This window comes from Curtobacterium sp. PhB191, from assembly GCF_004346515.1.
Taxonomy (GTDB): Bacteria; Actinomycetota; Actinomycetes; order Actinomycetales; family Microbacteriaceae; genus Curtobacterium.
This window is the reverse complement of the sequence record NZ_SMBV01000004.1, coordinates 321229-336481: the sequence shown is the minus strand read 5'-3', so window position 1 is coordinate 336481 and position 15253 is coordinate 321229. Positions and strand designations below refer to the sequence as shown.

At 69.8% G+C, this 15253-nt stretch carries 14 protein-coding genes; 4 read left to right on the top strand and 10 right to left on the bottom strand.

Going from position 1 to position 15253, the window contains the following annotated elements; all coding sequences use genetic code 11:
* The first annotated feature begins 207 nt into the window (after positions 1–207).
* On the top strand, positions 208–2037 hold the full coding sequence (locus EDF48_RS09370) for a beta-galactosidase family protein (RefSeq protein WP_131879550.1): 1830 nt from the start codon (positions 208–210) through the stop codon (positions 2035–2037).
* Between the two features lie 100 nt (positions 2038–2137).
* Here the strand turns inward: EDF48_RS09370 and EDF48_RS09365 are convergent, their stop codons facing one another.
* Entirely contained in the window at positions 2138–2443 is a 306-nt protein-coding gene (locus EDF48_RS09365; RefSeq protein WP_131879548.1) for a biopolymer transporter Tol, read from the bottom strand.
* A 17-nt stretch (positions 2444–2460) separates the two neighbouring features.
* Complete coding sequence (locus EDF48_RS09360; protein WP_131879546.1) at positions 2461–3099, bottom strand: TetR/AcrR family transcriptional regulator; 639 nt, start codon at positions 3097–3099, stop codon at positions 2461–2463.
* Between the two features lie 92 nt (positions 3100–3191).
* On the opposite strand from EDF48_RS09360, the gene EDF48_RS09355 reads away from it, so the two are divergent.
* Positions 3192–3539, top strand: a complete 348-nt coding sequence (locus EDF48_RS09355) for a DoxX family protein (RefSeq protein ID WP_123291920.1) — start codon at positions 3192–3194, stop codon at positions 3537–3539.
* Between the two features lie 22 nt (positions 3540–3561).
* Here the strand turns inward: EDF48_RS09355 and EDF48_RS09350 are convergent, their stop codons facing one another.
* Together EDF48_RS09350 and EDF48_RS09345 are read right to left on the bottom strand one after the other, a co-directional pair.
* Positions 3562–4662 carry an SDR family oxidoreductase gene (locus tag EDF48_RS09350; RefSeq protein WP_131879544.1) on the bottom strand — a complete coding sequence of 367 codons (1101 nt, stop codon included), beginning with the start codon at positions 4660–4662 and terminating at the stop codon, positions 3562–3564.
* 37 nt (positions 4663–4699) lie between these two features.
* The gene (locus EDF48_RS09345) at positions 4700–5098 is read right to left on the bottom strand and encodes a DUF3253 domain-containing protein (protein ID WP_131879542.1); all 399 of its coding nucleotides are present in this window, start codon (positions 5096–5098) and stop codon (positions 4700–4702) included.
* A gap of 81 nt (positions 5099–5179) precedes the next feature.
* On the opposite strand from EDF48_RS09345, the gene EDF48_RS09340 reads away from it, so the two are divergent.
* Positions 5180–6517, top strand: a complete 1338-nt coding sequence (locus tag EDF48_RS09340) for an alpha-amylase family glycosyl hydrolase (RefSeq protein ID WP_243698075.1) — start codon at positions 5180–5182, stop codon at positions 6515–6517.
* Between the two features lie 78 nt (positions 6518–6595).
* Here EDF48_RS09340 and mmsB read toward each other — a convergent pair whose 3' ends face one another.
* The 3 genes from mmsB to chvE all read right to left on the bottom strand — a co-directional run bounded on the left by mmsB (position 6596) and on the right by chvE (position 10547).
* A complete protein-coding gene (mmsB, locus tag EDF48_RS09335; protein WP_111086259.1) occupies positions 6596–7777 on the bottom strand; it encodes a multiple monosaccharide ABC transporter permease in 1182 nt (393 codons plus the stop codon).
* Entirely contained in the window at positions 7764–9314 is a 1551-nt protein-coding gene (mmsA, locus tag EDF48_RS09330) for a multiple monosaccharide ABC transporter ATP-binding protein (protein WP_131845834.1), read from the bottom strand. Before mmsA ends, mmsB begins: the two co-directional genes overlap by 14 nt.
* A gap of 102 nt (positions 9315–9416) precedes the next feature.
* Positions 9417–10547 carry a multiple monosaccharide ABC transporter substrate-binding protein gene (gene chvE / locus EDF48_RS09325; protein WP_123672475.1) on the bottom strand — a complete coding sequence of 377 codons (1131 nt, stop codon included), beginning with the start codon at positions 10545–10547 and terminating at the stop codon, positions 9417–9419.
* A gap of 181 nt (positions 10548–10728) precedes the next feature.
* Here chvE and EDF48_RS09320 point away from each other — a divergent pair, with 181 nt between their 5' ends.
* A complete protein-coding gene (locus EDF48_RS09320) occupies positions 10729–11778 on the top strand; it encodes a substrate-binding domain-containing protein (protein WP_131879540.1) in 1050 nt (349 codons plus the stop codon).
* A gap of 165 nt (positions 11779–11943) precedes the next feature.
* Here EDF48_RS09320 and EDF48_RS09315 read toward each other — a convergent pair whose 3' ends face one another.
* The 3 genes from EDF48_RS09315 to EDF48_RS09305 all read right to left on the bottom strand — a co-directional run bounded on the left by EDF48_RS09315 (position 11944) and on the right by EDF48_RS09305 (position 15251).
* Complete coding sequence (locus tag EDF48_RS09315) at positions 11944–12897, bottom strand: carbohydrate ABC transporter permease (protein WP_131879538.1); 954 nt, start codon at positions 12895–12897, stop codon at positions 11944–11946.
* A gap of 3 nt (positions 12898–12900) precedes the next feature.
* Entirely contained in the window at positions 12901–13869 is a 969-nt protein-coding gene (locus EDF48_RS09310; RefSeq protein ID WP_123672474.1) for a sugar ABC transporter permease, read from the bottom strand.
* Between the two features lie 74 nt (positions 13870–13943).
* Positions 13944–15251 (bottom strand): sugar ABC transporter substrate-binding protein, encoded by a 1308-nt coding sequence (locus EDF48_RS09305; RefSeq protein WP_131879536.1) that lies wholly within the window; start codon positions 15249–15251, stop codon positions 13944–13946.
* Between the last annotated feature and the right edge of the window lie 2 nt (positions 15252–15253).

The following is a 15253-nucleotide window of genomic DNA, read 5'->3' as shown; positions in this document are numbered from 1 at the left end:
GGGGGGGGGGGCGGCCCCCCGGTGGAGAACCCCCCCCCCCCCCACCCCCCCCCCCCCGCCCCCCCGGCCCCCCCCCCCCCCCCCCCCCCAACCCCCCCCCACCCCCCCCCCCCCCCCCCCCCCAAACCCCCCCCCCCCCCCCCCCCCCCCCCGGGGGGGGGGCCCCCCCCCCCCCCCCCCCACCCCGCTGTCTGAAAGAGTCATCTCATGCGATTCGCCATCGGCGACACCGACTTCCTGCTCGACGGCGAGCCGCACCGCGTGCTGTCCGGTGCGATCCACTACTTCCGCGTACACCCCGACCTGTGGGCCGACCGGATCCGCAAGGCGAAGCTGATGGGCCTCAACACCATCGAGACCTACGTCGCCTGGAACGCGCACGCGCCGTCGCCCGGGGTCTTCGACCTGACCGGCGGGCTCGACCTCGGCCGGTTCCTCGACCTGGTCGCTGCCGAGGGGATGCACGCCATCGTCCGCCCCGGCCCCTACATCTGCGCGGAGTGGGCCAACGGCGGTCTGCCGTACTGGTTGTTCGCGGACGGCTCCGTGGGCGTCCGGCGCAACGAGCCCGGGTTCCTCGCGGCGGTCCAGACGTACCTGCAGCAGCTGGCCCCCGTGCTGGTCCCGCGGCAGATCGACCAGGGCGGGCCCATCGTCCTGGTGCAGGTCGAGAACGAGTACGGCGCCTACGGCTCCGACCCCGAGTACCTGCGTGCACTCGAGCAGATGCACCGCGACATCGGGCTGACCGTTCCCTTCACGAGCGTCGACCAGCCGATGGGCACGATGCTCGAGGACGGTTCGCTGCCGTCGCTGCACAAGACCGGCTCGTTCGGGTCACGGTCCGCCGCGCGCCTCGAACGCCTGCGGCGGGCCCAGCCCACCGGCCCCCTGATGTGCTCCGAGTTCTGGGACGGCTGGTTCGACAGCTGGGGCGAGCACCACCACACCACCTCGGCCGCGGACAGCGCTGCGGACCTCGACGTCCTGCTCGCCGCCGGTGGCTCGGTCAACATCTACATGTTCCACGGCGGCACGAACTTCGGCTTCACGAACGGCGCCAACGACAAGGGCGTGTACCGACCGATCGCGACGTCGTACGACTACGACGCCCCGCTCGACGAGGCTGGTCGGCCCACCTCGAAGTTCCACGCCTTCCGCGCGGTCATCGAGCGCTACGCGCCCGTCCCGCCGTTGCCGGCGTCGATGGAGCCGGGTGGGTCGGGTCGACTCGCGTCCGATGGGGCGGACGGAGTCGGCCTGGAGGCCCGGATCACCCCCGCCACGGACCTCGCCGTCCGCCTCGACCGCGTCGCGTCGCTCCGCTCCCTGCTGCCCACGCTCACGAGGTGGTCAGCGCACGACGAGCCGCCGACGTTCGACGCCCTCGGTGCAGCCAGCGGCTTCGTCCTGTACCGGGCCGAGGTCGACCTGCCCACCGGCGGAGTGCTCACCATCGGGGAAGAGGTCCGCGACCGCGCGATCGTGTCCGTCGACGGTGTCGTCGTCGGCGTCCTGGAGCGCGAGCACCACGACCGCGCCGTCGTCCTGCCGCCGGTGACCGGCACGCTCGAACTGCTCGTCGAGGACCAGGGCCGGGTCGACTACGGCATCCGCATCGGCGAACCGAAGGGCCTGATCGGCGGTGTCGCCGTCGACGGTGTCCCGCTGTCGCGCTGGACCGCGGCACCGTTGGCGCTCGACCCGATCGCACCGTCCGCCCTCGAGACGCTGTTCGCCGCGGAGCCGACCGACGGCGAGGTGCTCGCGGGGCCGACGTTCGCCGCAGGGTCGTTCGACCTCGACGCGGTGGACGACCGCTACCTGGCGCTCGACGGCTTCCGCAAGGGTGTCGCGTGGGTGAACGGGTTCTGCCTCGGTCGCTACTGGTCGCGCGGCCCGCAGCAGACCCTGGCGATCCCGGGGCCGGTCCTGCGTCGTGGCCGGAACGCAGTCGTCGTCCTCGAGCTGCACGCGTCGGCATCCCGCACGGCCCACCTGCTCCTCGAGCCGAACTTGGGCCACACCGAGGGCTGACGCAGCCCCCGGCGTACCTGGTCGAATCGGGCGTACCTGGTCGGAACTTCCGACCAGGTACGCCCGTTTCCGCTTTCCACCGCGGGTGCTCTGGGAAGGATCAGTCGGCGTCGAGGGCGTCCAGGTCGGCGAGCGCCTGCTCGGCATCGGCGATCCGATCGGCCTCGGGGCGCGTCCACCACTCCGGCCCGCGCTCGCCCAGCCCGTGCTTGGCGAGGCCGTTCCGGTGCCGGGCCGTGGCCAGTGCCTCGTCGTCGCCCACGCGCTTGGCCCGCTTGACGGCGTTCCGCCCACGACCGAGGTGGCTCCGGAGCGCCGTCGCGACGTCTTCGGGCAGCGCTGGGTCGGTGCGGCGCCATCGTCGCCCGTTGACGACGAAGAAGTGGTCGTCCTCGGCGGCGGTCATCCTCCGAGCGTGCCAGGTCATGCCTGGTGACGCTCCGCCAGGGCCCGACGGACCTGGTCGCCGCGCAGGGGGCGTCCGGCCAGCGTGCCGCGCGGGACGTCTGCCGCCCGGAACCCGTCGAGCACCAGGTCCACCCAGCGTCGGTGCGCCTCGGGTGCGACCCGGCCGAACGTGCGGATCGTCTCCGCGATCGACAGCTGCAGGAGTGCGACGTCGGCCAGGGTGGCGTCGGCGCGGATGACCGCGGCCGCCTGTCCGGCTGTGAAGAGGGCGTCGATCCCGTCCTGCACGGCGATGCGGAGCCGGAGCAGTTCCGGAGCGTCGCGGTAGTCGGTGGTCATGAGCTCGCTGAAGCCGGTGCGGCGCGCCTCGATCGCCGCCGTCTCGCGGACGAAGGTCGCGAAGCCCTCCCACGGGTCCGAGGCGGACAGCTCGCGGCAGTGCTCGACGAGGTCGAGCACCTCGTGCATCGGCTCGACCAGGACGGCTTCCCACAGCGCCGCTCGGGTCGGGAAGTGCCGGTACAGGGTCGCGTTGCCGAGTCCCGCTGCGACCGCGATCGGTTCCAGTGCAGCCTGGAGGCCGTGGTCGGTGAACGCGGACCGGGCCGCGTCGACGAGCGCCTGACGGTTCCGGGCGACGTCTCGGCGGGTCATGCACCGAGCCTAGATCGCGTGGCCGGGAATACGGGGAGCAGTCCCCGGTTTGAAACGGGGACAACCATCCGTTTCACCACCTGGAGTTCCCCGTGCACATCGCTGCCGTCGTCCTGTCCCTCGTCCTCGCCGTTGCCCTGCTCGGCTCGGGCGTCATGAAACTCGTCCGCAACCCGAAGATCGTCGCCTCGATGCAGGCCGTCCACGTCACTCCCTCGCAGATGACCGTCCTCGGGGTGCTCGAGGTCGCCGCTGCCGCCGGGCTCGTCATCGGCATCTGGTGGGTGCCCCTCGCCATCGCCGCGGCCATCGGCGCGGTGGTCTACTTCGTCGGCGCCGTGGTGGCGCACCTCCGAGCGCACGACAAGGACCTGCAGGGCGCCGTCGTCCTGCTGGTGCTGTCGGTCGCGACGCTCGTGGTGCTCCTGCTCGCGCTGTAGCCCGCTGTCCCGGGCCGACGGCTCAGGGGATGAGTCGGTCGGCCCGGTAGCGCGCGAACAGGTCGGCGAACGCGCGTTCGGTCCGGCGGAAGGCCGTGAACCCGGCCTCGCGGCTCTTCCCCATGTCGGTGACGACCTCCATCGCGCGACCGAGGTCGGCGTCGGTGTGCCACCACGAGGCGAGCCGCGTGATGTCCGCCTCTGCCAGACCGTGGCGCTCGGCGATGCCGGCCCACTCCGACTCGTACGGCGCCATCTGCTGCTCGAGCGGTCGCGGCTCGTCCTGGTACCCGACCACACGCGCCGGGTCGACGCCGAGGTGTGCAGCCAGGCGCGGCCACATCCAGCGCCACCGGAAGACGTCGCCGTTCACGATGTTGAAGGCCTCGTCGGCACCCTCGGGTGCGGTCGCCGCCCAGACCATCTGCTCGGCGAGGATCCCCGCCTCGGTCATGTCGGTCAGGCCGTTCCACTGCGCCTCGCTGCCCGGGAACACGAAGTCCAGGTCGAGCTCCTTCGCGAGCGTCGCCTGCACCGCGATCGTCAGGCCCATGTTCATCGCGTTGCCGACGGCGTGCCCGATCACGGTGTGCGAGCGGTGCACCGACCACGTGAAGCCCTGGCGCTCGGCGGCGGCGAACAGCTCGTCCTCTTGCGCGTAGTAGAAGTTCGGGGTGTCCAGGCGGGGTTCTTCCTCGTGGAAGGGCGTGTCCGGCATCTCGCCCGCGGCGTAGGCCTCGAACGGGCCGAGGTAGTGCTTCAGCCCGGTCACCAGTGCGACGTGCGCCAGCGGGGCGTGCGCGAGTGCGGCGAGCAGGTCGCGGACCATGCCGCCGTTCACGCGGATGTTCTCCGCCTCCGTCTCCTGGCGCTGCCACGCGGTGAAGAACACGTGCGTGGGACGCTCGTCGGCCAGCGCGGCGCCGAGGCTGTCGGGATCGCGGAGGTCCGCGGCGACGGTCCGGACGTCCTGCTGGGAGAGCGGTCGGCGGGACAGCGCGGTCACGTCCCAGCCGAGGTCGAGCAGATGGCCCACCAGGGCGGAGCCGGTGATGCCGCTCGCTCCCACGACGAGGGCTCGGGGCTGGGCGGAGGTCGGTTCGGTCGATCCGGTTGCAGTCATCCCCGTCCCCAACCGACGGTCCATGACAGGTGTTCCCTCACCGCGGGCGGCGGATGCGGATCGGGCCCTTCGCCGTCGACGGGTCCACGACGGAGCCGCCCTGGGTGATCTCGACCTCGCCGCGCGCCATCATGCGCTGGGCCGCTCGACGGGCGGGCTCCATGAGTGGGCGCCAGTCGTCCGGTTCGAGCGACCGCGCCACCTCGGACGGGCAGATGCTCGAGGTGCGTGCCCGTGCGGCGAGCAGTTCGTCGATGCGCTGTTCGAGTGCCAGGTCCGTGGCGTCGACCCCGTGGCGACGGCAGGCGCGGGAACACCACTTGGTCTCGGGCGCCGCCGACGACGGCATCCGACGGCCGCACGACGCACAGGTCCGGTCAGCCTGTGCCGACTCCGACGCCGCAGCGTCCGCTTCCGTCCTGATCGCACGTCCCATGCCCACATCCTCGTCCCGCCGCCCCTGTCCGTTCCCAGCACCGGCGCACCCGGCTCAGGTCCGGCTGGCAGCATCGGAGCGGTGAGCACCGACACCGCACCGATCCGTCCGCCCGAGCCCGCGTGGGTCCCGCACGTCATGTGGTGGCACGTGTACCCGCTCGGGTTCGTCGGGGCGGACGTCCGCCCGGGGGTGCCGGTCGAGGAGCGTGCCGTCGAGCACCGTCTCGGCCGCATCGAACCCTGGCTCGACCACGTGGTGGACCTCGGCCTGAACGGCCTGGTGCTCGGGCCGGTGTTCGCGAGCTCCACCCATGGCTACGACACGGTGGACCACTTCCGGATCGACCCCCGGCTCGGCGACGACGCCGACTTCGACCGCCTGGTGTCCGCGGCGCACGAGCGGGGGATCCGGGTCCTGCTCGACGGTGTCTTCAACCACGTCGGCCGTGAGCACCCGGCGTTCCGGGCGCTCGAAGAAGCAGGACCGGACGCGGCGACCGCTGACCTGTTCGCGATCGACTGGTCGGGGTGGACGCCGGGGCAGCCGGTTCCCGTCGGGTTGTTCGAGGGACACGACATCCTCGTGGCGCTGGACCACGACAGCCGAGCGACCGAGGACCTCGTCGTCCAGGTGATGACGCACTGGCTGGAGCGCCGGATCGACGGCTGGCGCCTCGATGCTGCGTACGCGGTCCCACCGGCGTTCTGGGCCAGGGTGCTGCCGCGGGTGCGCGAGCGGTTCCCGGACGCGTGGTTCAGCGGTGAGGTGATCCACGGCGACGCGGCGGCGATCGCGCGGGAGTCGACCATGGACTCGTTGACGCAGTACGAACTGTGGCAGGGCATCTGGCACGGCATCGCGGACGGCAACGGCCACGAGCTGGCGCACGCGATCGAGCGGCACGACGCCCTGCTCGAGACGTTCGCCCCGACGACCTTCATCGGCAACCACGACGTCACCCGCATCGCGAGCGCCGTGGGGGAGCAGTTCGCCGGGCACGCGGCCGCGGTGTTGTTCACCGTCGCCGGCACCCCGATCGTCTACGCGGGCGACGAGTACGGCTGGACCGGGGTGAAGGAGGAACGCGAGGGTGGCGACGACGCGGTCCGACCGGAGTTCCCGGACACACCACCCGCAGCGGGGGACCTGACGCACGCGTACGAGGCCCTGATCGCCCTGCGCCGCCGCAACCCGTGGTTGCACCGGGCGCACACCGACGTGGTGCACCTGACGAACACGGCGGTCGTCCTGCGGACCGCGACGTCGGACGCGGCCGTGGTGACCGCCCTGAACCTGTCGGCCGATCCCGTCGAGGTGCCCGCGGCGGATGCGACGCAGGTGGAGGCGGGCGGCGCGGATCTCGGGGACGGGACCCTGCGCCTCCCGGCCAGGGGTTGGGCCGTCCTGTCCCGCTGACGCACGAAAGCGACAGAAGTGCGCGGATGTTCCGCAGCACTCTGTCGCTTTCGCGGAGGTGACCCCGGAAGGACGCCCCTACTTGCGCGCGGCGGCCGCCCGACGCTTGTTGAACACGTCGAACGCGACGGCGGCGAGCAGGACCAAGCCCTTGATGAGCGACTGGTACTCGGTGCCGACCCCGAGGATCGACATGCCGTTGTTCAGCAGCCCGATGATGAGACCACCGACGATGGCGCCGGGCACCGTGCCGATGCCGCCGGTGACCGCTGCGCCACCGATGAACACCGCGGCGATGGCGTCGAGTTCGAAGCCGTTGCCCGCACCGGGTGCCGCCAGGTTGAGCTGGCCGGTGAAGACCACGCCGGCCAGCGCCGAGATGACACCCATGTTGACGAACAGCATGAACGTGACGCGCTTCGTCTTCACGCCGGACAGCTGCGCGGCCAGGGCGTTGCCGCCGATGGCGTAGACGTGGCGGCCGAACACCGCGCTCCGCATGATGACCGAGTAGATCACCACGAGTGCGCCGAGGATGACGAGCACGATCGGGGTGCCGTTGTAGCTCGCGAGCAGCAGGGCCACGTAGACGACCAGCACGACGCCGAAGACGAGCTTCACGATGAACCAGGCGAACGGTTCGCTCTCGAGCTGGTACTTGCGGCGGGTGGCCCGGCCGCGGAACGCCGTGACGGCCATGACCGCCGCGGCGGCGAAGCCGAGGATCATCGTGAGCGGCTCGTACCCGGTGGTGCCGAACGACGGCAGGAAGCCGGAGCCGAGAGCACGGAACCCGTCCGGGAACGGCGAGATCTGCTGGTTGTGCAGCACGATCTGCGCCGCACCGCGGAAGGCGAGCATGCCGGCCAGGGTGACGATGAACGCCGGGATCCCGAAGTAGGCGATCCAGAACCCCTGCCAGGCGCCGACGAGCGCACCGACGACCAGGCAGAGCACGACGGCGATCGGCCACGGGATGTGCCACTGCGTGATCATCACGCCGGCCATGGCGCCGGTGAAGGCGACGACCGACCCGACGGACAGGTCGATGTGCCCGGCGATGATCACCATCACCATGCCGATGGCGAGGATGAGGATGTAGCTGTTCTGGACGATCAGGTTCGAGACGTTGATCGGGGCCAGGGTGATGCCGTTGGTCGTCACCTGGAAGAAGACGACGATGACGATCAGCGCGATGAACAGGCCGATCTGTCGGAGCTGCCCGGTGAGGTAGCCGGCGGCGGACTTAAGCGCGTTCATTGACAGGGGTCTCCCGTTCCTGGGTCATGTACTGCATGAGGACCTCTGGGGTGGCCTCGGAGCGGGGCACATCGGCGGTGATGGTGCCCTCGGAGAGTGTGTAGATGCGGTCGCAGATGCCGAGGAGCTCCGGGAGCTCCGAGGAGATCACGATGACCCCCTTGCCCTGGTCCGCGAGGCTGTTGATGATCGTGTAGATCTCGTACTTCGCACCGACGTCGATGCCGCGGGTGGGCTCGTCGAGGATGAGCACGTCCGGATCGGTGTACATCCACTTCGACAGGACGACCTTCTGCTGGTTGCCGCCGGAGAGCTTGCCCGTGATGACGTCGACGTTCGGTGCCTTGATGTTGAGGTTCTTCAGGAACTGCCCGGCGACCGTGGTCTCCTCGGACGCGTTCACGAAGCCCCAGCTGGCGAGCTTGCCGAGCGCCGACCCGGAGATGTTCCGTTTGATGTCGTCGATCAGGTTCAGGCCGTAGCGCTTGCGGTCCTCGGTGACGTACGCGATGCCGTGGTCGATCGCCTGCGACACCGTGTGGGTCTTGATCGGTTCGCCGCGCTTGTAGACGGTGCCGCTGATGCCGGATCCGTACGACCGGCCGAACACGCTCATCGCGAGTTCGGTCCGCCCGGCGCCCATGAGTCCGGCGATGCCGACGATCTCGCCGGCGCGCACGTTCAGGTCGACCTGGTGGATGATCTCGCGTGACCCGTCGAGCGGGTGGTGGACCGTCCAGTCCTCGATCCGCAGGAGCTCCTCGCCGATCTTCGGCTCGTGCTCGGGGTACCGGTTCGACAGGTCGCGGCCGACCATCCCGCGGATGATGCGGTCCTCGGAGACGTCGTCGGCGTGCATGTCGAGCGTCTCGATGGTCTTGCCGTCGCGGATGATCGTGACCTTGTCGGCGATCGCCTTGATCTCGTTGAGCTTGTGGCTGATGATGATCGCCGTCATGCCCTCGGCCTGCAACGAGCGGATGAGCTCGAGCAGGTGCGCGGAGTCGTCGTCGTTCAGGGCAGCGGTGGGCTCGTCGAGGATGAGGAGCTTGACCTTCTTCGACAGTGCCTTCGCGATCTCGACGAGCTGTTGCTTGCCGACACCGATGTCCACGATCTTCGTGACCGGGTTGTCCTTGAGGCCGACGCGCTGCAGGAGCTCGGCGGCTGCCAGGTTCGTCTTGTTCCAGTCGATGAAGCCGCCCTTGGACCGCTCGTTGCCGAGGAAGATGTTCTCGGCGATCGACAGGAACGGGCTCAGCGCGAGTTCCTGGTGGATGATGACGACGCCAGCGGCTTCGGAGTCGTTGATGTTCGCGAACGAGACAGGTGCGCCGTCGAGCAGGATCTCGCCCTCGAAGGAGCCGTGCGGGTAGACGCCCGACAACACCTTCATGAGGGTCGACTTGCCGGCGCCGTTCTCGCCGCAGATGGCGTGGACCTGTCCACGCTCGACCTCGATCGAGACGCCCTGCAGGGCCTTCACGCCGGGGAACGTCTTGGTGATGTCACGCATCTCGAGGATCGTGTCCGTCACGTCGACCGCCTTCCGTGGTGCGCGCCGTGGCGCGCGGATGGGGCGGACGGGAGGCACGGGGCGGGGTCGACCCGTGCCTCCTGTCCGACAGGTGGGTTGCGACTACTTCAGGTCGGCTTCGGTGTAGTAACCCGAGTCGACGAGGACTTCCTTGTAGTTGTCCTTGGTGACGACCGTCGGCTGGAACAGGAAGGTCGGGACGACCTTGACCTTGTTGTCGTAGCTCTTCGTGTCGTTGACCTCGGGCTTGTCACCGGTGAGCAGGTCCTCGGCCATGGTGACCGACTGCTTGGCGAGCTTGCGGGTGTCCTTGTAGATGGTCGAGTACTGCTGACCGGCGATGATCGACTTGACCGAGGCCGCCTCGGCGTCTTGGCCCGTCACGATCGGCAGCGGACGGTCGCTGGTGCCGTAGCCGGCACCCTGCAGTGCCGAGATGATTCCGATCGAGATGCCGTCGTACGGCGAGAGCACGCCGTCGAGCGTGGTGCCGCCCGAGTACGACTTCGCGACGAGGTTCTGCATGCGGGCCTTGGCGGTCGCCGGGTCCCACTGCTGCGTGGCGGCCTGCGAGAGCTGGTCCTGACCGGACTGGATCTTCAGCGTGCCGTCCTCGAGGTACGGCTTGAGGGTCTTCATGGCGCCGTTGAAGAAGAAGCTGGCGTTGTTGTCGTCGAGCGAGCCGGCGAAGACCTCGATGTTGAACGGGCCCTTCTCGCCGGTCTTCTCGCCCTTGTCGTCGAGGACGCCGAGGCCGGTGAGCAGGCTCGTCGCCTGGTCGACGCCGACCTTCTCGTTGTCGAACGACACGTAGTAGTCGACGTTCTTGTTGCCCGTCAGCAGGCGGTCGTAGGAGATCACCTTGATGCCGGCCTTGGCGGCGGCGTCGAGCTGGTCGGAGAGGGCTCCGCCGTCGATCGACGCGATGATGAGGACCTTCGCGCCCTTCGTGATCATGTTGCTGACCTGCTGGGCCTGCTGCTGGACCTTGTTGTCGCCGTACTCGAGGTCGACCTTGTAACCGGCCTTCTCGAGGTCGCTCTTGACGGCGTCGCCGTCCTTGATCCAGCGTTCCGAGACCTTGGTCGGCATGGCGACGCCGACGAGGGCGCCCTTGTTGTCGCTGCTGCTGCCGCCGCCGTCGGTGGACGCGCGGCCACCGGCCGAGCAGCCGGCGAGTGCGATCGCGATGCCGAGGGCTGCTACGCCCGCGATGATCCTGCGCTTCGTCATCGAAGTACCTCTGTTCCTCTCGCGTCGTCCTCGACGCGCTCAGGTGCCGGGGCTGCTGTGCCCCGAGGGATGTGCTCGTGTGAGCGCTCACATACTGGGGCTTTCGTAACGGGGTGTCAACTCGACCTGACCGTTTCGCGATCTTGCCGCGCGGGCCGGACTGCGCGGTACGGTTGGCCTCGTGACGACCACGACCGCCCCAGGGGGCACGGGCGGCAAACGCCGGAAGGCTCCGACGATCTTCGACGTCGCCGAGCGTGCGGGCGTCTCCCACCAGACCGTCTCGCGCGTGATCAACGGCGACCCGACGGTCCGCGACGCCTTCCGCACGCAGGTCACCGACGCCGTCCACGACCTCGGCTACCGGCCCCGCGCCGCCGCCCGCGCACTCGCCGGGGGGCGGAGCCGCGCGCTCGGCATCATCACCGCCGGCGACGCGCTGTACGGCCCGTCGAGCACCGCGATCGGCTTCGAACGCGCGGCCCGGTCGGCCGGGTACCACGTGCTGCTCTCCACCCTGCCCGAGGAACCGACGCCGTCCGACCTGTCCGGTGCACTCACGACGCTGCTCGCGCAGGACGTCGCCGCGATCGTGCTCGTCGCCGCGGACAACCGGGTGCTCGACGCCCTCGGGTCGCTCACCGTGCCGGTCACCGTGCCGGTCGTCGTGTCCAACGCCGTGCAGCGCGACGCCGTGCGGACCCCGGCGGCGTCGACCGTCGCCGCGGTCGCGATCGACCAGGCCGCCGGGACGTCGCTCGTGATGGAACACCTGTTCGGGCGCGGGTACCGGCGGATCGTGCACATCGCCGGCCCGCCCGTCTCGCAGGAGTCCGAGGTGCGTCGCGCCACGTACGTCCGGATCATGCAGGACGCCGGCCTCGAGCCCGTCGTGCTCGACGGCGACTGGACCCCGGGGAGCGGGTTCGCGGCCGCGCGGCACATCGACGTGACGGCCGTCGACGCGGTGTTCGCCGGCAACGACCAGATGGCGCTCGGGGTGCTCCACGCCTTCGCCGACGAGGGCCTGCGCGTGCCCGACGACATCGCGGTGGTCGGGTTCGACGACGTGCCCGAGGCCGCGCACTTCACGCCGCCGCTGACCACCGTGCGGCAGGACTTCCGGGCGATGGGGGAGCGGGTGCTCGACACCGTGCGGGCCCTGGTCGAGGGCGAGCCGCGCGACGAGACGTTGCTGGCGCCCGAGCTCGTGGTGCGCCGCAGCGCCTAGCTCGGCGGACCTCGCACGGTGCGAGGGGTGGTGTCGAACGGTGCGAGGTTCCGTGCTCCGTGCGAGCCACCGGGCCTGGCACGGAGTACGGAACCTCGCACCGGAGCGGGCCCTCGCACGGTGCGGGGCCGTGTCAACCTCGCACCGGCCGGGCTGACCCGACCGTCAGCCCTTCAGCGCGCCGGACGACAGGCCTGCGACGTAGAACCGCTGCAGCCCGACGTAGAGCGCGATGCACGGGATCATCGCCACCACCGACCCGGCGACGAGGTTGCCGTACGACACCTGCCCGTACGCCCCGGTCTGCAGGTTGAGCAGCGCCACCGGCAGCGTGTAGAGCGAGTCCTTCGTCAGGAACGTCAGCGCTCCGAGGAACTCCGTCCACGACGCCAGGAACGCGTACAGCGCAGCGGTGGCCGCACCGGGCAGCAGGAGCGGGCGGAGCACCGACACGACGACCCGGAAGCGTGAGGCACCGTCGACGAACGCCGAGTCCTCGAGCTCGGTCGGGATCGACTCGAACGCGTTCCGCATCACGAACACCCCGAACGGCAGGTTCACCGTCGTGTAGAACAGCACGAGCCCGAGCAGCGAGTTCGTGAGTTTCATGGCGTTCATCTCGAGGTACAGCGGGGTGAGGATCGCCTGGAACGGCACCATCATCGTCAGCAGCACCAGACCGAACACGATGCCCGACCCCCGGAACCGGAAGCGGGCGAACCCGTACCCGGCCATCGTGGCGATCACCGCGGTCAGCACCGCGGTGGCGATCGACACGATCAACGAGTTGAACACGCCGGTCAGCAGGTGTGACGACGAGCTGAAGACGGCCGCGAAGTTCTGCCAGCCGAGCTGGAAGAAGGTCGCGGGGTCGGCGGCCTGCGTGATGACGGCCTCGGACTGGAACGCCCGCAGGACCGACCACAGCAGCGGGACACCGAAGACGAGCACCGACCCGACGCCGGCGATCACGTACAGGGTGCGTTTGACGGCGGTGTCGCGGGGGTGCCGGACGCTGCCCTGGTGGTGGCGCCGGCCGCGTCCGTCGCCGGTGGTGGTCAGCGTGCGGGTGGACAGGTCCGGCGCTGCGAGTCCGGCACGGGAGGTCGTGGTGCTCATGGCTCAGTCCTTCTCTCGCAGTGCCCAGAACTGGAACACCGTGACGGCGGCGATGACGACGACCAGGGCGATCGACTCGGCGGTCGCGGCGCCGAGCTGCAGGTTGACGAAGCCACGGTTGTAGATCGCGTTGACGATCGTCGTGGTCTCGGTCCCCGGCCCGCCCTGGGTCAGGATGTAGAACTGGTTGAACGCGAGCAGCGAGCCGATCACCGAGATGATGGCGCTGAGGGCGATGGTCGACCGGATCATCGGCAGGGTGATGAGCCGTTCGGTCTGCCACCAGGACGCGCCCTCGAGCTGCGCCGACTCGTACACCTCGTCGGGGATGCCCTGCATGGCCGACATCAGCAGCACCATCGTCAGGCCGGACACCGCCCAGACCACGAGCACGCAGATGAGCAGCGTGGCGAGGGGGCCGTTGACGAGCCAAGCGGTGCTGCCGTCGGTGATGCCGAGCCAGCGGAGCACCATGTTGACGGCTCCGGAGTTCGGCTGCGCCTCGAGCACGAGCATGAACGACAGCGTGGTCAGGCCGACGACGTACGGCAGGAAGAACACCGTCCGCAGCAGGGTGCTGCCCCGTCGCCGTGCCCGGATGAGCACCGCCAGGAAGTAGCCGAGCACCAGGATCGGCACCGTCACGATCGCGGTGTACAGCAGCGTGTACCCGATGGCGTGCACGAACGTCGGGTCCTGGAACAGCGTCAGGTAGTTCTGCAGCCCGATGAACCGGTACGGACCGATCAGGGGCCAGTTCGTGAACGAGATGTAGAGCGCGAACACGAGCGGCGCGAGGACGAACACCGCGACGAAGACGATCGCCGGGGTGACGAGCACGGCGCCGGCGCGCGGCGGGTGCGTGAGCGACCCGCGGGACGGACCCGGGCGGCCCGAGCGGCCCGGGCGGCCGGCGCCGCGGCCGACGGTGGGGCGGCCGGCGCCGGTCCGTCGGTTGGAGATGGTGGTCATGTCTGCACCTCTCTGTGCAACGAGCGAGCGAGCGAACGAGCGAACGAACGAGCGAACAGGCGAGCGGGCGACGGTCAGGCCTGGACCTGGTCGAGGATGCGGGTGTAGTCCGCCTGCGCCGTCTTCATCGCGGCAGCGGTGCCCGAGCCGAACACGGCCTCGCGGAACATCGCGAAGTACGGTGACGACGGCTGGTTGTTGAGCAGGTTGTACGCCAGGGTCTGCGGCGCGTAGCCCTTGTCGATGGCGTCGAGCGGGCCGAACGCCAACGGGAACCGCTTCCGGTACTCGGGCGTCGCGGCGTCCGAGCGGGTGGGGAAGTACCCGCCGTCGGGCAGGGCCTGCTGTTGCTGCAGGCCGTTCGCGTACTGCATGAACGCCCAGCCGCCGGACGGGTTCGCCGCCCCGTTCGGGATGCACATGTTGTCGCCGCCGTCGAAGAACGACCGCTGGCCGTCCCACGACGGGATGAGCACCGTCTGCATCTTCGCCCGCATCGCCTTGGTGGCCGCGGGCACGGTGGCGCCGTACGAGGTCGGGAAGATCCCGACCTTGCCGGCCCGGAAGTCCGCGCCCCACGTGGTGCCGGCGTCCGAGTACGTCGCCTTCGACAGCGAGCCGTCCTTCCAGAGCTGCCGGTAGAACTCGAGCATCCGTTCCAGCGCGTCGTTGCCGGTGATGTTCGCCGTCTGGGAGCCGACCTCGCCGGACATCATGTCGACACCCGTTGCCCAGACGTGCGGCTGGGTGACGAAGCCGATGATGCCGGCGGCGTTGCCGGAGATCGACCACCCGTAGACGTCGTCGTCGAGCTTCCGGATGGCCTTCGCCGCGTCGAGCAGCGTGGAGAGGTCCTTCGTGGAGTCCTCGACGTCGAGCCCCGCCCGGTCGAACAGCTCGGTGTTGACGAACAGCTGCGAGTTGTCCGCCAGGTAGGGCAGCCCGTAGTACCGGTCGCGGTACTCGAGCAGCCGCAGGTGGCCCGGCGAGATCGCGTCGAAGTAGTCGAGGCCCTTGACGACGTCGGTCAGGTCGGCGAACGCCTCGCGGAAGATGAACAGCTGCGAGTTGATGTCGTCGATGTCCACGACGTCCGGCGGCTCACCACCGCGGATGGCCGTCGCGAGCTTCGTCACGTACTGACCGTCCGGCACCGGGGTCAGCTCGACCTGCAGCTTCGGGTTCGCCTTGTTGAACCCGGCCACGGCCGAGGTCAGCCCTGCCTGGGTCGCGGACCGGCACCAGACGTGCACGGTGCCGGTCGCGTCCTTCCCGAAGCTCGCCACCTTCGCGTCGACCTTCGGCAGGGTGCCGGAGCACCCTGCCAGGGCGAGTGCTGCGCCGCCGGCGACACCGCCGACCAGGAACGCTCTGCGGTCCATCA